Origin of the sequence: Streptomyces coeruleofuscus, from assembly GCF_039532725.1 — a bacterium.
Taxonomy (GTDB): domain Bacteria; phylum Actinomycetota; class Actinomycetes; order Streptomycetales; family Streptomycetaceae; genus Streptomyces; species Streptomyces coeruleofuscus.
On the sequence record NZ_BAAASE010000009.1, the window covers coordinates 81,485 to 99,734 of the forward strand.

Below are 18,250 nucleotides of genomic sequence, written 5' to 3' on the forward strand. Positions count from 1 at the left end.
CCGATCAGAAGCTGGTCCGGTGACCAAAGTCGGCGGCTCGCTCGACAACCGCATCCGCTTCGCCGTCGAGGCCGCCACCGCCGTGGCAGACGAGAACGGCCACACCGACCACCCCACCCACACCGCCTGACAAACCCCGGCGATACCGGTCCTGGCGGGCCGGTATGCCAAATGGCCCCATGGAGGTACCACATGTCTGAGCACGCCGCTGTTGAACTGAGCCCGGAAGCGATCCAATTCGCGGAATGGCTGGCCACAGGGCAGAATCCCCCGTCCGAGCTGGATGCGGCGCGCATCCAGGCGGAGCAAGTCCATCTCGCGGCCCGGGAGCCGGAAGGCGTCACCTACCGGGAGGTCGACGCGGGTGGTGTGTTGGGAATCTGGTGCGAACCCGTCGACGCCAACACCGACTACGTGCTCCTGCATGGTCACGCCGGAGGCTCCGTCCTGTCGTCGGCGTTCGTCGACCGAAAGCTCGCCGGCCATATCGCCAAGGCAGCCGGGGCGCCCGTACTGGTCCTGGACTTCCGGCGAGCACCGGAACACAAGTACCCGGCCCAGGTGGACGACGCGGAGGCGGCCTTCAACTGGCTGCTGTCCGAGGGGTACGAGCCGGGGAACATCATCACGATCGGCCACTCGATCGGCGGGTTCATCGCCGTCGCCCTGGCGCTTCGCCTCCGCGACAAGAAGCAGCCGCTGCCGGGCGCCATCGTGTCGATCTCCCCCTGGTGCGACCTGGAGATCGCCAACGAGACCATGGTGACCAAGGCCGAGACGGACAAGATACTCAGCAAGGATCTGCTGGAGTTCTTCCGGGATGCCTGGATCGGCGGCACAGGCATCGAGTTCACGGACACCCGGATCAACCTGAACAGGGCGGACCTGAGCGGTCTCCCCCCGACCCTCGTTTCCTGGGGAACCTACGAGGTCCTGGCCGGCGAGGACGAGGAGTTCGCCGCCCGCGTCAAGGACGCCGGAATCGACACGGCGACCGTGGTGGTCCCCGGCGGCCAGCACTCGTACGTCTACGGCGCCGGCCGGATTCCGGAGACCGACGCCGCCATCGCCCAGATCGGCGCCTGGGTCCGGGAGAAGACCAAGATCTGAGCGAGCGGTACGGGCGCGGCAGTCGCAAGATCCGCGCGCCTGCCGGATCGGGACGATGGACGGACGCCGACATGGCCTGCGGTGGCGCGCAGGTCCGCGACGCCCGCGATCTCGTCCCGGTCCGGCAGGCGACGGCGACGGCGACGCCAGAGTTCGGCGCGTGACGCGGCAGCTCACCGAGCTCGTCGCCGAGCGCACCGACGCCGAACGCGACACGGCTCCGCGTCTGATGGCCGACGTGGTATCCGCCGCGCTACGGACGCCCGTCGAGAAGTGGCCAACGGGTGATACCGACGTCTCACTGCCCGATCTGGTTCGCGAGAGTCTCACGCAGATGCGCGCCGGCCTTCCCATCGTCGGTGTCGCACCGGCTTCACAACCGTCCCCACGCTTGACGCCGACCACCCGCTGGGTGGCCAGACGAATCCATACACCCTCGATGAGGGGAAACGAGGACCCGATGAATACCTTCCACCCCGATCTCAAACGAGGTCGCTTCATCCCCAATGTGTCCTACGGACGTCTGTCGTCGCGCATCGTGCGGAGCGTGAAGTGGCGCTCGACCGATCCAGGGCCGGACGTCACGGTTCAGGAGATAGTCGTGCCCGGGCCGAAGGACGCACCGCCCGTCTCGCTCCGCGTCTTCCAGCCGACCGGCTTGAAGACAGCGGCTCCGGCGCTGCTCTGGATACACGGAGGCGGGCTGATCTTCGGCGCACCCGAGCAGGACGACCGTACGAACATCGCCTTCGCCCGCGAGCTCGGCATCACCGTCGCCGCTGTTCGCTATCGACTGGGGCCGGACCATCCCGCGCCCGCCGCGGTCGAGGACGCCTACGCCGCGCTGCGCGGACTGGCCGAGCGCGCGAGCGACCTGCACATCGACATCGATCGCATCGCGATCGGCGGTGCCAGCGCAGGCGGCGGAATCGCCGCCGCCCTCGCACTGCTCGCCCATGACCGGGCCGCGATCCGCCCTGTGTTCCAACTGCTCCTCTACCCCATGCTGGACGACCGCACGACGACGAGAACCGACCTGGACACCCTCAAGGTGCGCGTCTGGACGCCCAAGAGCAACCGGTACGGCTGGTCGTCCTACCTCGGCGACGCCGTCGCGGGCCCCAACGTCTCCCCGTACACGGCCGCCGCCCGCCGCGAGGATCTCACCGGTCTTCCCCCGGCCTGGATCGGCGTCGGCACCCTCGATCTCTTCCACGACGAAGACGTCGCGTACGCGCGCCGGCTCAGTGACAGCGGCGTCCCCTGCGACCTCGACGTCGTCCCCGGCGCTTTCCACGGCTTCGACCTCGTGTTTCCCAAGGCCGAGGTCTCGCGGGAGTTCTGGCGGAGGCAGGCACGGGCGCTGAAGGGCGCGCTGTGAGACCGACCGAGAATGAAGGCAGACCGACTCAGGACTCCGTGCGAAACGGGATCGGGCGGCCAGTGGTGCCCGGACGACATCTGCGGAGTCGTCGAGGCCGTCGGCACCGGAGTCACCCCGTTCAAGCCGGGTGACAAAGCCTTCGGCATGCTGCCACGGGCCTGACAGAGACGAGCACCCTGCCGGGGCAGCGGGCCGCAGGGCCTCGGGTGCCTTGAACCGGATGGTCCAGCGGTCAATCCCGTCTCGATCCGTCAGGGCCCGAGCGCCACATGGCCTTCGTGGACCCTGGCGTGTGTCTCCATCCGGATGCGCACCGGCTGAGCGGCTCATGGTGTTCGCGTACGCGGGGGGCAGCGGCACGAACTGGACCGAGGCGGCCGCGGCGGGCGCCTCAGCCAGAGGAGCAGCCCGCTGTCCGGTGCACCGCGCAGGCCGGTCGACCATCCCGCCTCATTCGTCTTGCGCTTGCCCGCCGAGATCCCGCCCTCCCGTGCGTCGCGAACGGCCACCGGCCGGGCGCCGGCCCACGACCGCAGAGGGCACGCGGCATGGTGCCGAGGCGGGTCCTGGCGCGGCCGGTCGGCACTACTTGAGGGCTTGGCAGACCGTCCGTCGAGTACGGCGGCTTGCCAAGCCCTGTCGACGAACTCGGCCGAAGCCGACAGCGGTTCGGGTCAGAGGCCGATGTCGGTCAGCCACTGACCAGTGGTGCGGGGGGTGATGCCGAGCAGTTTCTGGGCGGAGTTCTCGGGTGTGATCGAGCGGTCCGGAAGTGTGCTCATGGCCGCGTAGGCTCCGGCCACGTCGGCGGCGGGGCCCTCGCCGATCAGGGGTGTGACGGAGCGGCGGAACTGCTCGGGGGTGATCTGCTCGAAGACCACGTCCTGGACGAAGTGGGCACCGAACGCCTCGGCCAGGTCCGGTCCGGTGATCGCCGGGAACTGGCCGACGGAGACCACGCCGGTGATGTCGTGGCGGTCGAAGAGAGCGAGGACGGCGTCGGCGACGTCCAGGTGTGACGCCCAGGAGGCGGGGAAGTCGGCGCGGATCGGGTAGGGCAGCACGCCTCGCTCGCGGACCGTGTCGATGACGTAGGGCATGAGCAGGTTCTCCAGGTAGAACGTGGGCGCGATCACCGCATGGGACACCCCGATGTCCGCCAGGCCGCTGACCAGTGCTGCGGTCGCGCCGCCGGTTTCGGGGTCGGTCGGGGCACCGCTGGTGGAGAACACCACTCGGGCTGGGCGGGCTGCGCGGACGGCGGCGACGATGTTGCGCGCGTAGGTCTGGCGGTCCTCCTCGGAGACCACCGGCAGGTGGACGAACACCCCGTCAGCGCCGCGGTATGCCTCCGTCAGTTCCGCTGTGGAGCCGTAGCCGACGGCTGCGACGCGCTGCGCGCCGTCCACGACGGCGTCGGCGTTTCGGGTCAGGGCGGTAACGGCCTTGCCCGCGGCGGCGAGAGCAGCGACGACGGGGGCACCCTGGGCGCCGGTGGCGCCATGAATCACGTAGGTCATGGCGCCCATTAGTGCATGCGACGCACCAGTTACATCAACTGCACTAATGGGGGTACGGTCAAAAACGTGACTGATCCTTGTCTCCCCGAGTGCGGTGTCGCCCGGTTCCTCACCCTGCTCAACGGGCCGTGGGCCACCCTGATCGTGCGCGAACTGCTGCACGGCCCCCACCGCTTCACCCAACTGCGCGAGGCCCTGCCCGGCATCAGCCCGCACACGCTGACCAGTCGGCTGCGCCAGTTCGAGCGGCACGGCATCGTGACCCGCACGACCTACGCGGAGATCCCGCCGCGCGTCGAGTACGCGCTGACCCCTCTCGGCGAGGGGCTGCGCGAAGTCCTGGAGGCCATGGGAACCTGGGCCATGGCGGTGCCGGATCCCGAGGCCGACGTCACCGCCTGATGAAGGTCCGCCCGCCCGGCGGCGCGGACGCGGTCACTGCGAGGATCTGAGCCTCTGCCGCAGGGAGTCGTTGTCGTCGTGGTGAACGACCTCCTCGAAGCGCAGCCGCAGACCATGTTTGTCCAGCAACTCCGCCACGATCGCGTCGAGTTGATCGCGATGCTCCTTCGTCCGCGCCTGGAGATACGCCTCACGAACGCCTTCGGGCTCGCCGGCGAGGACCTGGTCCATGCGCTCGCGGATGTACCGCTTGAGGTTGATGTGCTCCATGAACACCTCACCCACCCCCGCGTCGACGAGCCGGCCGAAGAGGTCGTCCAAGAGCTCGGGCTGGGTGGCGAAGTGAGGCAGGAGCGGACCTACGAAGGCGTAGGTGGGGATGCATGCCTTTTTGAGTTCGGCCAGGGTGCGCAGGCGGCGGGAGGCGAGTGGGGCGCGCACCTCCAGCCAGCGGCTGACCTTGTCGTCGGTGGTGGTCACGCTCATGCCGACCTCGGCGCGCGGCAGGCTGGTGAGCAGGTCGATGTCACGCGTGACGACCGGTGACTTGGTGAGGATGCGGACCAGGCCCGGATACTCGACCCTCTCCAGTTCGCGCAGGATGCCACGGGTGAGCCGGTACTTCGTCTCGTGGCCCTGGTAGGGGTCGGTGACCGAGCTGAGCAGCATCGTGCCCCGGCGCTTGTCCTCCGGCATCTTCGCCAGCTCCTTACGGGCGAGCTCGACCGCGTTCTTCTTCACGTACAGGTAGTCGCCCCACTCCTGCGCCGATCGGCCGAACTGCCGCCCGGCGAAGCTGGCGAAGCAGTAGGCACAGCCCAGCACGCAGCCGGTGTAGGGGTTGATGACGTAGTCGTTCGACGGTGTCTTCGACTTCTGGATCAGGGTCTTCGCCTCGATCTCGACCGGCTCCATGGCCACTTCCTTCCCGCTGACCCGACCGTCCGTGTGCGAGACGCCGGGTTCCTCCGCTGTCCGAGGGCCGGCCGGCCGAAGAGCACCGAACCCACACCCATGGAACAATAATCTATGGAAGTTGCTTCCGTGGAATGTAAATGGTTTGCTGGACGACGTCGGACCGGTTCAGGGCCCCTCACCCTCGCCGGTTCCTGCGGGCACCCACAGGGCGCGGCGGTAACCGACTGGATTCCATCTGCCTCAGAGAGTCACGTTCAGCTCCCCAGGGAGCGTAAGGAGTGAGTGTCATGACCGTTCCGGCCTTCAACTCGGTCGCCTGGTTCGAGTTCGGCACCGACCAGCCGGAGAAGGTCAAGGAGTTCTACGGCGAGCTCTTCGACTGGAAGTACGTCCTCAACACCAACACCCCTGGCGTGACCTACCACTCGGTGATGCCGCCGGGCGCCCAGCAGCCGACCGGCGGCGTGTGGGACTCGGAGGGCGCCTTTCCCGACTACGCGGTCTTCTACGTCCTCGTCCAGGACGTCGCCGAGACCGTCGAGCGCGGCCGGGGGCTCGGCGCCGAGGTCCTCATGGGGCCGGTCTCCGACTCTGCGGGCTTCGCCTTCGCCCGGCTGCGGGACACCGCCGGCAACCACTTCGGCGTGTTCTCCGTACCCGCCGCCTGACCGTTCCCGCAGGGCCGCGTCCTACTGTTCACCGCCTGGAGGTTCCCGATGTCCGGCGCCAGCGCCGCCAGCGAAAAGATCCCCGTCCGTGTCTACGGCGGTCCGACGACCGTGATCGAGTACGGCGGGCTGAGGTTCGTCACCGACCCGACCTTCGACCCGCCGGGCGAGTACCTCATGCCCCTCCCCGGCGGCCACAAGCTCGTCAAGACCGAGCCGTCACCTGTCACCGCCGCCGACCTGGGCCGCGTCGACGCCGTTCTGCTCTCCCATGACGAGCACGACGACAACCTCGACAACGCCGGCCGCGCCTTCCTGCCGGAGGTGCCGGTCGTCTTCACCACGGTCAGCGGTGCCGGTCGTCTGGGCGGCAACGCGCAGGGGCTGGCCTTCTGGCAGAGGGCTGAGCTCAAGCGGCCCGACGGCGGCACCGTCACCGTCACCGGCCTGCCCGCCCGGCACGGCCCCGTCGGCTGCGAGCCGATCTCCGGCGACGTCGTCGGCTTCATGCTCACCTCCGACGACCTGCCCTCGGTCTACGTCAGCGGCGACAACGCCGCCCTGGAGCACGTCGAGGAGATCGCCGAGAAGTTCGCTCCGGTGGACACCGCGGTCCTGTTCCTCGGCGGTGCCCGTATGGCCTTCGCGTTCGACGGCGCCCTGCTCACCCTCGACAGCGCGCAGGGTGCCGGGGCCGCGAAGCTGCTCGGCGCCCGCCGGATCGTCCCCGCCCACTTCGACAGCTGGGCCCACTTCAAGGAAGGCCGCCACGAGATCGAGGCCGCGTTCACCGACGCCGGCCTGGCCGACCGCCTCGACTTCGCCCGATAGCCACCACCCGCACCAACACCCGTGGAGGAAGCACCATGAGCAGCCCGAACATCGACATCGCCCGCACCTACTTCCAGGCCGTACAGACGGGAGACATGGCCGCCCTCGGCGAACTCCTCGACGAGGCGATCGTCTGGCACCAGCCCGGGGCCAACCAGTTCTCCGGCGAGCACAAGGGCCGCGACGCCGTCTTCCAGATGCTCGGCGGCATGATGGAGACCAGCCGGGGCACCTTCGCCATCGACAAGATCCACACGCTCATGGCCAACGACGATCTGGTCGCCGCCTCCATCCACTTCAGCGGCCGCCGCGACGACGCGTCGATGAACATGGACGGCATCGACCTCCTGCGCATCACAGGCGGCAAGATCACCGAGATGTGGCTCTTCTCCGGCGACCTGGCGGCCGAAGACGCCTTCTGGGGCTGAGCCTCCGGGTGTCCGAGGCCCAGTCGGGCCCCGGACACCCACGAGCCGATCCGTACGAACGCGAGGCACCCACATGCGGAAGATGACGGAGCAGCAGTGGCGGGCGTTCGTCACGCACGGCACGCGCACCGGCAAGCTGTCGACCGTCCGCGCCGACGGCAGCCCCCACGTGACACCGGTCTGGTTCCTCCTCGACGGCGATGACATCGTGCTCACCACCGAGAAGGACGGGGTCAAGGGCCGCAACCTCGCCCGTGACGGACGGTTCGCCCTCTGCGTCGACGAAGACCGGCCACCGTACGCGTTCGTCCTGCTCCAAGGCCGCGCCGAGATCTCCGAGGACCCCGACGACATGCTGCGCTGGAGTGGTCTCCTCGGTGCCCGTTACATGGGCGACGACCGTGCCGAGGAGTACGCCGCACGCAACGGCGGCCCCGGCAACGTCCTCGTCCACGGCCACATCGACAAAGTCATCGCCTTCGACGGGATCGCCGACTGACCCGTGGGCGGAGGGGGCGGGGCCGGGTGAAGACAGTCTCCCGGCAGCGGCCTGTCAGCCCACGGGCACTGCGCAGCCGTCGTGGCTCACGACGCCGGCCGGCCGGGCTGCTTCGGCGCCCGCCCGCCCGGCACCGGCGTCTGTCCGGCGGCCTTCCGCTCCGCGTCCAGGGCCCGCCCGGCTGCCCGCAGCGTGGTGAGGACCGCCGTCACCTCGCGCACGGACCGCTCGGGAATCACCGACCCGATCCGCAGGTCCAGCTCCTCCTCGAACACCTTCAGCGCCCCGTCCACCAGCTTGCGCCCCTCAGGCGTCAGCTCGACGACCGAGGAACGGCGGTCGTTCGGATTGGCCCGCCGCTCACACAAGCCCGCAGCCTCCAGACGGTCGACCGCCTTGCTCGTGCCGCCCACCGTGATCGAGAACTCCTCCGCGATGTCCTGGATCCGCGGCCCGGGCCGACGCAACAGCAGGTGCAACACCTCGAACGAGGTCAACGGCAGGTCGTACTCGGCCCGCAACCGCCCCTCGATGCCGCTCCACAGCTCGATCTCCAGCGAGACCAGCTCCCGGTACAGCAGCTTCAGGTCAGCCATCACTCATCTTCCGAAGAACTATCTTCCGTAGATGATTAAGTGTAGGTCATCGGCGTCGGCCGGCCGGACCTTGCAGGGCGAGCTGAGGCACGGCTCCTTGTTGGTCGTGGTGACTGCTGGTCACAGTCGGGTCGCTATCCGGTCCCGGACGATGCCGAACACGCCATTCCGTGGTGCAGTCTGGTCATGGCCTCACCGCCCGCGGACGACCAGGACACCCCGACGCCTCCTCAAACCCGCGAACGCCCCTCCCGGCTGATCGACATCGCGGTAGCCCTGCTGTTCCTGATCGCGGACGCGGTCATCGTCGTAGTCGCCGCGCTGCTGTTCGTCATGGTCGGCATGGGCAGCGCGAAGTCGTCGAACCCCTCCGCAACCGTGCACTCCCGCGACGTCCCCGTCCTGATGTGGCTCGTCGTCTGGGGCGTTCCGGCCCTGGCGGTGACCGGCGCCGTGGTGCACGCCCGCCTGAGAATGCCGGTCAGCGCCGTCGTACAGAGCCTGTTCGCGCTCGCCTGCACCTTCCTGGCCGTCATATGGACGCGGATGCTGCTGTCGTGAGGCCTGTCGTTCCGGCGCCGGAACTCCCGGTCCGTACGCGGCAAGAGCCCGACTCCAGATGCCGATCTGGATGCGACGGCCATCCCTGGTGATCGCGCCATTGGCGAGTCCGTCCGCCGCCGCGAGGACGATCCGGGCCCGCACCTCGGACTTCACCGAGGCCACCGTCCGTACGAATCGATCGCCACCGCCACTGCTGGCCCTGCCCGTCGCCCACCCTCCACGGCCAACGATCATGGCGGGCCGCCGCCGCACCCGGCAGGATGGGCCCGTGCGGAGGAACCCACCGGAATCGATACAGCACCACCTGCGCCGGCGTCTGAACCGCCACGCCCGCGAATGCTGGCCCCACGTGGAAGCCATCACCGTCCGCTTCCGCACAGGATTCGCCTACGTGACAGCCGACTTGCCCGGCGGGGAGAACCTGCCGCTGTGCCGGCTGCGCTTCACCGGCGTGCCGCACACGTGGGGCTTCGCCCTCTACATGGCCAGCAACGACAGCTACCGGGACAGCATCCTGCCCAGCGGACTGCCCGCCGGCTCCCCGGAGGAAGCCCTCGACCGCGCGGGTGACCTCTACCTCAGTGCTCGCGCGCCCGTCATCCGAGTGCCGGCAGGACTCGTCGTCCTCGTCGGCGCACCGGCCTCGGGCAAGACCAGCTTCGTTCGGGCGTTGGTCGCGCGCCGGCAGATCGACCCGGAAGCCGTGGTGTCCAGCGACGAGATCCGCGCGGAGCTTTTCGGCACCTCAACCGCGGAAGCGGGATCCGACGCGGCGGACGCACGGATCTTCGAGGAACGTGACCAGAGGATCGTCGCCAGGCTCGCCACCGGGCACAGCGCAGTCGCCGAGTCAACGAACGTCACGCCGCAGGCGCGCGCACGGCTCATCGCCATCGCCAGGCGCTTCAACGCCCCCGTGACCATGCTGCGGTTCGACCCGGACGTCACCGACCTCCTCCAGCAGTACACCCAGCGAGGCCGCACGGACCTCACCGCCGCGGACGTCCGTGCCTACGCCGCCGTCATGACCCGGGACGCCGGTGCCGATCAGCTCCGCTCCGAGGGCGCAACCGCCGTCCACGATGTCCCGGGACGCCGCCAAGCAATCACGCCCGCCGAAGCCGCTGCGCACTTCACCTTCGTCTGACAGGACCGACTCCTGGCCGCCGGCGTCCTCGCCGCCACGGCACCGGGCGACTCCGTGCCACTGCTCGCCCTCGCCCTCGTCCTGCTCGGCTGGGTTGGAACTTCGGCCTGCGCAGTGGCACCGCCATCGTCACCGACGGCGTCCCCTGGCCACCCGCGCCGAAACCCAGGGACTGGTCGACGACACCACCGCCAGCGCCGGCGCCACCTGCGGCACGGCCTCCGGGCTCGTCGTGGCCGCAGCCGGCTTCGCCCTGTTGGCAACCGGGCTCAACGGAGCGACTGGTCGCCCTCGGCCGGCGAGCGGGTCACGTCACGGCCCGCGGCTCCTGGCCGATCGGGCGGTTCAGAGCCTCGATGATCTCGTTCGGCTGCACGGTTCGGTTCTTCCCTCTCAGCGCAGTTGCTCCGCCAGTCCGACGATGATGCCCTCCGGGCCGCGGAGGTAGCAGAGCAGATAGCTGTCCTCGAACCGGGCGATCTCGCCGACGAGTTCGGCGCCGTGGGGACGTAGGCGGGCAACCGTGTCCTCGAGGTCATCAACGGCGAACATGACGCGGTGCGTGCCCAGGATGTTGTGCGGCCGGTTGCGCGGCCCGGCGCTGATCGCCGCGGGGCTGCGGTACTTCGCCAGCTCGAGCCGGCTGTGGCCGTCCGGGGTCCTGACCATCGCGATGTCACAGCGGACGCCGTCGAGTCCGGTGCACTGGTCGGCGACGAGGCCCTTGGCCTCCGCCCTGCCCTCCAGCTCCATGCCGAGTTCCACGAAGAACGCGATGGCGGCATCCATGTCCTCGACGACGATGCCGACGTTGTCCATCCGCTGAATCGCCATGCTGGCTTCTCCTTCTTCCTTGTGCGGCCGGTGGTGGTCGCTGATGTCCCTGGGACGGAGCCGGTGGCACGTTCTCGACATCCTCAGACCGCCGAACTCCGAAAAATCTGGAGCGCGCCTCTCTCATGAAGACGATCAGCCGCAGCGTGTGCTTACCTCCGGGGTGGAGCGATCAGCCCGCGGCTCGCAGAGGTCGGGGATGGCTGTAGTGCGGCCAGGGCCGGACCGAGGAACTTGGCGATCGAGGTGGCGAATGCTCGGGGTTGGGCAGCAGGTCGCGTGCGACGCGGAGGATGTCGTCGTTGACGACGGTGGGACGGCCGACGACCCGTCCGCGGGCGCGGGCGGCGTCCAGACCATCGCGAATGCCGGAGATGATCAGCTCCCGGATCAATTCCGCCAAGCGCGGCGAAGACGTGGAACACCCGCGTGCGCAGTTCACCGACCATGGTGATCAGGTCGTGCAAGGAGCGGCTACTCGGTCTCCATCGCCCGCAATCGGGCCTCGGCGTCCGCGATGACCCGCCCCGATTCCTCGGTCATCCGTCCCTCCGCGTCGATGATCGGGCATTCCATGACCATGACGGCGAGGCCGTCGAGATCCACCATCGCCGCCACCTCTGCGCGCCGACGGGAGTCGTATCGGGCAGGGTCGTCGCACGCTTCGACCAGCGCGGTGAATGACGGGAGCCGTCCCACCAGCGTGAACCGAAGGTCGTGCAGAACGCGCCGCATGTCCTTGCTGCGCTCATGCAGCGCGGACGCCGCGTCCTGCGCCTCGCCCATCTCCGTCTCGCGCCGATCCAGGTCCCGGGCCTTCTTCTGCTGGCTGTCTTCGAGCCCCTGGATCTGCCACTTCGCGATGACTTCCCGCGTGAGGTTGACCGAAGTTGTTTCGATCTTGTCCAGCATCATTTTCCCAGCCGCCCTCCCGCCTCCGCCCGCCGCAATAGATCCGCGGCCAAACCATGCTTCCGCGGCGTTGCGAGCCGCCGCCCCGCCCAGCGTCTTGATCGGCCTGCCGGTCGAGGCGGAGCCGAAGCACTGCACCGCACGATAGGGGCCTGCCTTGGCAGCGTGACCAACGACGAGCGGGACGGCTATCACGAGCGCGCCACCTGCCAGCCCGCGGACGGCGGGCAGCACGGCAATCTTGCGCGACCGCCGAGGCTCGATGCCGACCTTGCCGCCGACGGTTGGCCTCTCGATCGCGGCCAGCTCAACCAGATCGACGCGCTTGAGACGCTGAAAAACGTCACGGAAGGGGACGATGGCCTCGTCGTAGAGCATCTGTCGTGCCTTCTGCAGGGCAGCGTCCTCCTCGGCGGCCCGCTGATCGAGCTCCTCCTGGCACTCGAGCAGACGCCTGTCCCTCCGCCGGTGCGCCTTCGCGAGCCTGACGGCGTCGACTACGTCGATGACCACATTGCCCCCTGGTACTCGGTTCGGAGATCTTAGTGCCGCCTCAGGCCGTTTCGCTGCGTTATGACGTTTCGGTGGCTGAGGGTGTGCGGAGCAGTACATTGGTGAAGGCCGCCCCCGTCACCGCCGCTCAGGCCTGTGCCCGCTGGTGTGCAGCCTTGCGGCCGCCGACAGCCCGAGTCCCGGAGCCGCCCTGGGGTACCCCGCGCTCCCTGGCCGGAGCTGTCCGGGTCAGGTGCGGAAGCGCGAGAGCCAGGGGCCGCCGGTCTTCTGCCTGGGCACGGCCTAATCCTGCTCCTGGTGCCCGTGCTCGGTGTGCTCGGCTTGGCGTTCGGCGGTGATGGCTCCCTGCTTGCAGTCGTCACACCGGTGCGGGTGAGTCATCCCCCGAAGCCGGAGGCCCCCGGGAAGAAGTCGGCACCCTGGACGTATGCCATCGCCTCGGCCCACTTCGGGTCGCCCAGACGGCGTTCCATCTCCTCCGGACTGACATCCTCCACCCGCGTCTGGAGCCACCACAGATTGCCCAGCGGATCGCGTACCCGTCCGATCCGGTCACCGAAGAAGAGGTGTGTCACTTCCGTCACGGACGTACCGCCGGCCGCGACGGCCCTGCGGTACGCGGCGTCGGCGTCCTCGACGTACAGGCGCAGGAAGGCGGGCGTCGGCGGCCAGTGCGGCGGCGCGTCGAACGGCATGACGATCGAGTCGCCGATCCGTACCTCCGCGTGTCCGATCCGGCCGTCGTCCCCGACGACCCGGGCGATCTCCTCTGCGTCGAACGCCTCTTTCAGGTAGTCGATGAGCCCAGATGTGTCGCGCGAGATGATCCACGGCGTGACGGTGTGGTAGCCGCTCGGGATCGGTTTTACGGTCATTCGCTGTCCTCCTGAGTGCGTGCTGCTCGTTCTGAAGCTAGGTGGCTTCTAAGGGCCGTCCGGTAAATGATCTTTAGCTGGTGTGGCTGTGGTCCGTCCGACAGCGAGTTGTCCGTCTATCCGGTGCGGATGAGGTTGTGCGGGCGGGTGATGTTGAGCACGGCAGCTGGAAGTAGGCTGCCTCAGGCTCGACCTGGTCACGGGGACCAGCGCGCCTGGGGGTGATTGACCTGATAGTGAGTCATGGGTCCGCGGCTGCAGCATCGGTGGCTCGCCGAGCAGGCAGAGTTCTGGGGCTGGTTGGCGTCGTTGCGGTTGCGCTGACGGTGGTGCTGTTGTCGCCTTTCGTGCTGGAGGCACTATCCGGCTCCAAGGGCGTGGACTGGAACAGGCTGAGTCAGATCGGCGCGGCGTACGGCTTCACGTCGGCGATCGTCTCGGCGCTGGCGTTGGCCGGCGTCGCTGTTTCCCTGGTCGTGCAGAACCGGCAGGCGAGGGCGGAGCAGGTCCAGGGGATTCGCAGCTACTACCTGGAGCTCGTCCGCCTAGAACTCGACGACATGCCGCTCTTCCAGCCCGTGTGGGGCGACACTGACATCGTCGATCCGCATGAGCAGAAGCGGCATGTCTACGCCGACCTCATGATGAACTACGCGTGGATGGGCTTCGAGATCGGGACCATTCGCGAAGGTCTGCTGCGGGACATGCTCGCCGGGATGTTCGCCGGAGAGGCTGGCCGACATTACTGGAGCAGGGCTCACACCTCGTGGATCCCCAGCACGTCCGCAAGCCGGGTCGGTCGTCGCTTCCTGGCCATCGTGGGCGAGGAGCACGCTCGGGCTGTCGCTTCCGGACCGCCGACTCGCTCGACCATTGCGTCCCGTCCGCCTGCCGTGCCGCCTGCGGGGGCGTCGCCCGCGCTGCGGACATCGGTCGGTGCCCTGATCGGTCTGGGCGCCGGCCTGGCGCTCGGGTCGCTGCTGCGCAGCCGACGTTAGGTGTTGCCTGCCCACAGGCTAGATGAACACGGTGTGGCTGGTGCGATTACGGCGTCGGAGCCGTCCTGGATAACGCCGTTCTCCGGACTGGGCCCGCGCCAGTTCGGTAAGTTGGTGGCCGCCCTGCGGCGTGAGGTGGCAGCCGCGGCCCAAGCTCCCGCAGCGTCGCGTGATTCTGGCCATGTCGGGGGTATTTCTGCTGTGCGTCGGAATGACTCTTGGCCTCTGGCTCCCTTCGCATTCCCTGGTACAGGACCTGCGTTCCCGCGGAGTCAATTCCGCAGCCACAGTCGTGGGTGTCGACTCGAAACCGAAGTACGTGAAGGTTCGCCTCGTGAGCGGGCCAAGGGCCGGTAGCGAGGTCAAGCTTTCGGACTACGCCGGGATGTATCCCGACATGCATACCGATGCCGCACTGGTCGTCACGTACGACCGTGATGACCCGTCTCGAATCCTGGCCGTGCTTGGGTGGAAGACCCGCCAGCGAATCTGCCGGTTTACGGCACCTCGGCTCTGGCCTTGCTGTGCCTGGGCCTTGCCACGGCGGTGATCTGGCGGCGTCTTTGGATGCTTCGCACGTTCGGTTCGGACGAACCGTCCGGCTCGTCGACAGGCGGCAACAAGCCGCGCGACGAGGGCGTTCGCAACATGTCGTAGTCGCAGTGTCAGGCCATCAGTTACAGGGGGCTCTCGATCAGGGCCCCTGCCGAGAGTTCAGCAGGGGCCCACGGTGTGGAGTGCTGCGGAGGGCCGGGACCTGTCCTCGATGTGCGGCATGCCGACCGACATCAACTAGCGTCTGCTGCCGGTCTGGCGGCCCGGCCTCACTTCAGGTGTCGGGTGAAGAACTGGGCCGCGGCGTCTCCCGCGAACTGCGGGACGCCGGTGTGCCCGCCCATGTTGGCGTACAGGGACTTCTCCTTGGAGCCGAAGGCGTCGAACAGGTCCAGGGCCGCCTGCCGGTCGTTCCCTTCGTCGTCCCACTGCAGCAGGACGTGCAGTGGAATAGTGACCTGGCGGGCCTCCTCGAACATGGCGCGCGGCACGAAACTTCCGGCGAAGAAACCGGCGGCCACGACGCGCGGCTCGACCACCGCAAGCCGGATGCCGATGGAGATCACTCCCCCCGAGTACCCGACCGGGCCGCCGATCTCGGGCAGCGGAAGGAGGGCGTCCAGGGTGGCCTGCCATTCCGGGACCGCCTTTTCGACCAGCGGGAGGATGAGGGCGTCGACGATCTCGTCGCTGACCGGCTCGCCGGCCTCCATCGCCCGGCGCAGGTCGGCGCGGGCCTGCTCGGCGGCGGGCCAACGGGGCCGGTCGCCGCTTCCGGGGAGCTCGATCGTGGCCGATGCGAAACCCTGCGCCGCGGAGTGCTGGGCCCGTGCCACCAATCGGGGGTACATCTTGCGCAGCCCGAGGGGAGGGTGGCCTAGCAGGATCAGCGGCACTGATGCGGATGCGGGTGTCCACAGGATGCCGGGGATCTCACCGAGGGTAAATTCGCGTTCGAGGACGCCGTCGTCGAGGTGTTGCTCGGAAGTGAAATGCATGGTCGTGCCTTTCGGGAGTGCACTGGAACGGCGCTCCCGGACGACCTGTCTATCGCCCGACCGTGACCCCGGAGGGGAGCACCCATGTCGATACTGTGTTCACGGGTACCACCTCCTCGGTCTCTCGCACGGCCTCCGGAAAGGTAGCAGTGGTCCCCCCTCGTCCGGCAAACGAGTTTTTGCGGAGCCTCCGTGGCCGGATATCACCGAGACACTACGTACTTGGTGTGTCGTCGCGACTTCCTGCGCTGGTCCTCTTCACAGCCGTCGGCGTCGGTCTTGCACACCGACATGCACGCCCACCGGTCGCTCCCCAAGACAGTGTGGTTCTGTAAGTGGGAGCGGGGAACGTTTGTCGACGGCTTTGGACAGCACTTAGCGATCACCGGGCCCGAAAATCTCGATGAGAAGTAGCAACGCTGCGGGGCAGTGCGGTGTTGAGGCTCCTTGAGGGCAGGCCCCGTCTGACAACAGCCAGGTTTGGGGCGTCACGGCCGTCAGGAGTGGCCGCAGCCCATCGCGAAGCGACGCTCGAAGAAGCGCCTCTTGACCGGCCGTGGAGCGGGTCCGGTGCCGTCAGCCCAGGCCCGGCGGTGTCCAGCCGGCATGCCGCAGGATGGTGTGGACGGTCGCGCGGGAGGGGGCCAGCCGGAGAGCAGTGTTGCGCACGGCGACGGCCAGGGGGTGCGTCAGTTGTTGGCCCATCCGGCCGGCCTGGCGGGCGGCGCGGGCGACGGACTGGCTGCGCGGGCGGCGCTCGGTGTCGTAACGGGCCAGCGCCGATTCGACGGTGGGCTCGGTGGCGAGTGCGGCGGCCAGCACGGCTGCGTCCTCCAGTGCCTGGCAGGCGCCCTGGCCCAGGTTCGGGGTCATGGCGTGGGCCGCGTCACCGAGCAGGACGATCCGGCCTGCGGTGAAGGAGGGCAAGGGCGTCACCAGTTCGTGGATGTCGTGGTGCAGAACGGCGTCGGACCGGGTCGCACCCAGCAACTCGGGAATCGGATCGTGCCAATCGCCGAAGCGGCGGCGCATCGCGGCGAGGGAGTCCGCGTGCCGCACCCCGGGCGGCGAGTTGAGCACTGCATGCCACTCGGCCCGGCCGTCGGCGAACGCGATGTGGCCGAACTCGGCGCCCCTCCCCCAGGTCAGCTCGAAGTCGTTGTCCACCTCGACCGGACGCTCGGTGATGGCGCGCAACACCGTCGACCCGCTGTAGGCCGGGCCGGGGTGCTGAGGGAACAGCTGGGCGCGCAGCCGGCTGCCCACTCCGTCGGCGGCCACGAGCAGATCCGCCTCCAGGGCGGCGTCCCCGAGCAGTAGCCGGACCCGGTTGGGGTCGGAGCGGTCGACGGACGTCACCTCGGCCCCGACCACCAGGCACTCGGACGGCAGCGCCGCGCGCAGCAGGTGGTGCAGCACAGCCCGGGGGATACCGACGATCGGCGTGCCCAGCTCGCGCTCAAGAGTGGTCCCGTCCATCCGTGCCAGCCAGCCGCCACCAGGGACACGGGTGCCTCCGGTGTACTGCGGCCGCGCAGCCGCGCGCACCGCCTCGCCGACGCCTAGGACGTCCAGGGCACGGATGCCGTTGGCGTGCAGGGAGATGCCCGCACCCACGTCAGCGAGGACGGGGACGCGTTCGGTAACCGTCACCTCCCAGCCGATCAGGCGCAGACCGATCGCGGCTGCCAGCCCGCCGATGCCTCCGCCCACCACCACCGCGCTGCCACCCATACCGGCCCTCCCTCTTCCGCCCTGCCGTGATCCTTCTACAGCTGTAGAAGGAGAGTACCTCGCTCCTCTACAGGTGTAGAAAAGGGGGATGCCCACAGATCGACGTACCGTCCTTGCCGATGCGGCCATTGGCGTACTCGCCGAGGCCGGAATCCGGGGACTGACCCACCGCGCGGTGGACCGGGCAGCAGACCTGCCACCCGGCACCACCTCCGCCTACTACCGCACCCGCCAGGCACTGCTCACCGCACTGGTCCGGCGTCTGGTCGCCCTTGACCAGGCAGAACTCCAGGCGATCGGGGAACAGGCGCCGGTGCCGCGGAATGCCGAGGAAATGGTGGCCGGGATCGCTGCCTTCGTCGAGCAACGGCTCACGGGGGAGGGACGACGACGCTCCCTCGCGCGATACGCGTGCGCCATCGAGAGTGTGCACCACCCCGAGCTGCAGGAGATCCTCGTGCCGCGCCAGAACGCAGCACGACAAGCCGCGCGCGACTTCCTGGCCGCGCAAGGCGTCGCAGACGCCGAGGACCGTACTGTCACGCTGCTGACCTGTGTGGACGGATTGGTTTTCGACCGCCTGGTGAGGGGCGGAACCGTGTCGGACCAGGAGATCCGCGGGCTGGTGGCGGCGGCGCTTCGATAGCCCATACCTGCTGGCACCGGGCGAGAGCCCAGTTGCTGGCACCGGGCGAGAGCCCGAACGACCAGATGCTCCTTGGGGCCCTCGGACGGCCGGTGCCGATGCTCCACCCGGCTGAACG

The 18,250-nt window shown here is 68.7% G+C and carries 19 protein-coding genes and 2 pseudogenes; 13 read left to right on the forward strand and 8 right to left on the reverse strand.

Translation table 11 applies throughout. From position 1 onward, the window contains the following. The first annotated feature begins 192 nt into the window (after positions 1-192). Both ABFX81_RS31250 and ABFX81_RS31255 read left to right on the forward strand, forming a co-directional pair. A complete protein-coding gene (locus ABFX81_RS31250; RefSeq protein ID WP_086847445.1) occupies positions 193-1,110 on the forward strand; it encodes an alpha/beta fold hydrolase in 918 nt (305 codons plus the stop codon). Between the two features lie 160 nt (positions 1,111-1,270). Next, complete coding sequence (locus tag ABFX81_RS31255) at positions 1,271-2,491, forward strand: alpha/beta hydrolase fold domain-containing protein (RefSeq protein WP_346138983.1); 1,221 nt, start codon at positions 1,271-1,273, stop codon at positions 2,489-2,491. Positions 2,492-3,168: 677 nt separating this feature from the next. On the opposite strand, the gene ABFX81_RS31260 is transcribed toward ABFX81_RS31255, so the two are convergent. Then, entirely contained in the window at positions 3,169-4,014 is an 846-nt protein-coding gene (locus ABFX81_RS31260; protein WP_086847451.1) for an NmrA family NAD(P)-binding protein, read from the reverse strand. Positions 4,015-4,080: 66 nt separating this feature from the next. Here ABFX81_RS31260 and ABFX81_RS31265 point away from each other — a divergent pair, with 66 nt between their 5' ends. Then, positions 4,081-4,416 (forward strand): winged helix-turn-helix transcriptional regulator, encoded by a 336-nt coding sequence (locus ABFX81_RS31265; protein WP_086847441.1) that lies wholly within the window; start codon positions 4,081-4,083, stop codon positions 4,414-4,416. Between the two features lie 33 nt (positions 4,417-4,449). Here the strand turns inward: ABFX81_RS31265 and ABFX81_RS31270 are convergent, their stop codons facing one another. Continuing rightward, positions 4,450-5,331 (reverse strand): radical SAM protein, encoded by an 882-nt coding sequence (locus ABFX81_RS31270; protein ID WP_086847439.1) that lies wholly within the window; start codon positions 5,329-5,331, stop codon positions 4,450-4,452. Positions 5,332-5,621: 290 nt separating this feature from the next. On the opposite strand from ABFX81_RS31270, the gene ABFX81_RS31275 reads away from it, so the two are divergent. From ABFX81_RS31275 to ABFX81_RS31290, 4 genes are all read left to right on the forward strand, one after another. Beyond that, positions 5,622-6,002 carry a VOC family protein gene (locus tag ABFX81_RS31275; protein WP_086847437.1) on the forward strand — a complete coding sequence of 127 codons (381 nt, stop codon included), beginning with the start codon at positions 5,622-5,624 and terminating at the stop codon, positions 6,000-6,002. A gap of 48 nt (positions 6,003-6,050) precedes the next feature. Then, positions 6,051-6,833 carry an MBL fold metallo-hydrolase gene (locus ABFX81_RS31280; protein ID WP_086847435.1) on the forward strand — a complete coding sequence of 261 codons (783 nt, stop codon included), beginning with the start codon at positions 6,051-6,053 and terminating at the stop codon, positions 6,831-6,833. A gap of 35 nt (positions 6,834-6,868) precedes the next feature. Continuing rightward, a complete protein-coding gene (locus tag ABFX81_RS31285) occupies positions 6,869-7,261 on the forward strand; it encodes a nuclear transport factor 2 family protein (RefSeq protein ID WP_086847433.1) in 393 nt (130 codons plus the stop codon). 73 nt (positions 7,262-7,334) lie between these two features. Further along, positions 7,335-7,760 (forward strand): TIGR03618 family F420-dependent PPOX class oxidoreductase, encoded by a 426-nt coding sequence (locus tag ABFX81_RS31290; RefSeq protein ID WP_086847431.1) that lies wholly within the window; start codon positions 7,335-7,337, stop codon positions 7,758-7,760. Between the two features lie 86 nt (positions 7,761-7,846). Here the strand turns inward: ABFX81_RS31290 and ABFX81_RS31295 are convergent, their stop codons facing one another. Next, complete coding sequence (locus tag ABFX81_RS31295) at positions 7,847-8,356, reverse strand: MarR family winged helix-turn-helix transcriptional regulator (RefSeq protein WP_346138984.1); 510 nt, start codon at positions 8,354-8,356, stop codon at positions 7,847-7,849. A 186-nt stretch (positions 8,357-8,542) separates the two neighbouring features. Between ABFX81_RS31295 and ABFX81_RS31300 the strand changes: the two genes are divergently transcribed. From ABFX81_RS31300 to ABFX81_RS31310, 3 genes and pseudogenes are all read left to right on the forward strand, one after another. After that, positions 8,543-8,917 carry a hypothetical protein gene (locus tag ABFX81_RS31300; RefSeq protein ID WP_086848859.1) on the forward strand — a complete coding sequence of 125 codons (375 nt, stop codon included), beginning with the start codon at positions 8,543-8,545 and terminating at the stop codon, positions 8,915-8,917. 394 nt (positions 8,918-9,311) lie between these two features. Next, positions 9,312-10,067 carry an AAA family ATPase gene (locus ABFX81_RS31305; RefSeq protein ID WP_346138985.1) on the forward strand — a complete coding sequence of 252 codons (756 nt, stop codon included), beginning with the start codon at positions 9,312-9,314 and terminating at the stop codon, positions 10,065-10,067. A gap of 9 nt (positions 10,068-10,076) precedes the next feature. Next, positions 10,077-10,515 (forward strand): annotated as a pseudogene (locus ABFX81_RS31310) (hypothetical protein); the annotation flags it as partial. Here the strand turns inward: ABFX81_RS31310 and ABFX81_RS31315 are convergent. The 3 genes from ABFX81_RS31315 to ABFX81_RS31325 form a co-directional block, all read right to left on the reverse strand. Next, complete coding sequence (locus ABFX81_RS31315; RefSeq protein ID WP_086848854.1) at positions 10,461-10,901, reverse strand: VOC family protein; 441 nt, start codon at positions 10,899-10,901, stop codon at positions 10,461-10,463. The pseudogene ABFX81_RS31310 and the gene ABFX81_RS31315 overlap by 55 nt on opposite strands. Before the next feature lie 474 nt (positions 10,902-11,375). Then, positions 11,376-12,326 carry a hypothetical protein gene (locus ABFX81_RS31320; protein WP_346138986.1) on the reverse strand — a complete coding sequence of 317 codons (951 nt, stop codon included), beginning with the start codon at positions 12,324-12,326 and terminating at the stop codon, positions 11,376-11,378. 377 nt (positions 12,327-12,703) lie between these two features. Continuing rightward, positions 12,704-13,201, reverse strand: a complete 498-nt coding sequence (locus ABFX81_RS31325; protein WP_086848851.1) for a VOC family protein — start codon at positions 13,199-13,201, stop codon at positions 12,704-12,706. 266 nt (positions 13,202-13,467) lie between these two features. Here ABFX81_RS31325 and ABFX81_RS31330 point away from each other — a divergent pair, with 266 nt between their 5' ends. Together ABFX81_RS31330 and ABFX81_RS31335 are read left to right on the forward strand one after the other, a co-directional pair. Continuing rightward, on the forward strand, positions 13,468-14,199 hold the full coding sequence (locus ABFX81_RS31330) for a DUF6082 family protein (RefSeq protein WP_346138987.1): 732 nt from the start codon (positions 13,468-13,470) through the stop codon (positions 14,197-14,199). A gap of 33 nt (positions 14,200-14,232) precedes the next feature. Further along, positions 14,233-14,352 (forward strand): annotated as a pseudogene (locus ABFX81_RS31335) (IS5/IS1182 family transposase); the annotation flags it as partial. A 671-nt stretch (positions 14,353-15,023) separates the two neighbouring features. On the opposite strand, the gene ABFX81_RS31340 reads toward ABFX81_RS31335, so the two are convergent. Together ABFX81_RS31340 and ABFX81_RS31345 are read right to left on the reverse strand one after the other, a co-directional pair. Next, positions 15,024-15,752, reverse strand: a complete 729-nt coding sequence (locus ABFX81_RS31340; RefSeq protein ID WP_086848846.1) for an alpha/beta fold hydrolase — start codon at positions 15,750-15,752, stop codon at positions 15,024-15,026. A gap of 576 nt (positions 15,753-16,328) precedes the next feature. After that, a complete protein-coding gene (locus ABFX81_RS31345) occupies positions 16,329-17,486 on the reverse strand; it encodes an FAD-dependent monooxygenase (protein WP_086848844.1) in 1,158 nt (385 codons plus the stop codon). Between the two features lie 88 nt (positions 17,487-17,574). Here ABFX81_RS31345 and ABFX81_RS31350 point away from each other — a divergent pair, with 88 nt between their 5' ends. Next, a complete protein-coding gene (locus ABFX81_RS31350; protein WP_086848842.1) occupies positions 17,575-18,132 on the forward strand; it encodes a TetR family transcriptional regulator C-terminal domain-containing protein in 558 nt (185 codons plus the stop codon). The last annotated feature ends 118 nt before the right edge of the window (positions 18,133-18,250 follow it).

Bases quoted from the DNA above. Each gene is read 5' to 3' on its own strand.
- ABFX81_RS31250 (WP_086847445.1), top strand. From the start codon at position 193: ATGTCTGAGCACGCCGCTGTTGAACTGAGCCCGGAAGCGATCCAATTC.
- ABFX81_RS31260 (WP_086847451.1), bottom strand. From the start codon at position 4,014: ATGACCTACGTGATTCATGGCGCCACCGGCGCCCAGGGTGCCCCCGTC.
- ABFX81_RS31270 (WP_086847439.1), bottom strand. From the start codon at position 5,331: ATGGAGCCGGTCGAGATCGAGGCGAAGACCCTGATCCAGAAGTCGAAG.
- ABFX81_RS31275 (WP_086847437.1), top strand. From the start codon at position 5,622: ATGACCGTTCCGGCCTTCAACTCGGTCGCCTGGTTCGAGTTCGGCACC.
- ABFX81_RS31280 (WP_086847435.1), top strand. From the start codon at position 6,051: ATGTCCGGCGCCAGCGCCGCCAGCGAAAAGATCCCCGTCCGTGTCTAC.
- ABFX81_RS31285 (WP_086847433.1), top strand. From the start codon at position 6,869: ATGAGCAGCCCGAACATCGACATCGCCCGCACCTACTTCCAGGCCGTA.
- ABFX81_RS31290 (WP_086847431.1), top strand. From the start codon at position 7,335: ATGCGGAAGATGACGGAGCAGCAGTGGCGGGCGTTCGTCACGCACGGC.
- ABFX81_RS31295 (WP_346138984.1), bottom strand. From the start codon at position 8,356: ATGGCTGACCTGAAGCTGCTGTACCGGGAGCTGGTCTCGCTGGAGATC.
- ABFX81_RS31300 (WP_086848859.1), top strand. From the start codon at position 8,543: ATGGCCTCACCGCCCGCGGACGACCAGGACACCCCGACGCCTCCTCAA.
- ABFX81_RS31315 (WP_086848854.1), bottom strand. From the start codon at position 10,901: ATGGCGATTCAGCGGATGGACAACGTCGGCATCGTCGTCGAGGACATG.
- ABFX81_RS31325 (WP_086848851.1), bottom strand. From the start codon at position 13,201: ATGACCGTAAAACCGATCCCGAGCGGCTACCACACCGTCACGCCGTGG.
- ABFX81_RS31340 (WP_086848846.1), bottom strand. From the start codon at position 15,752: ATGCATTTCACTTCCGAGCAACACCTCGACGACGGCGTCCTCGAACGC.
- ABFX81_RS31345 (WP_086848844.1), bottom strand. From the start codon at position 17,486: ATGGGTGGCAGCGCGGTGGTGGTGGGCGGAGGCATCGGCGGGCTGGCA.
- ABFX81_RS31350 (WP_086848842.1), top strand. From the start codon at position 17,575: ATGCCCACAGATCGACGTACCGTCCTTGCCGATGCGGCCATTGGCGTA.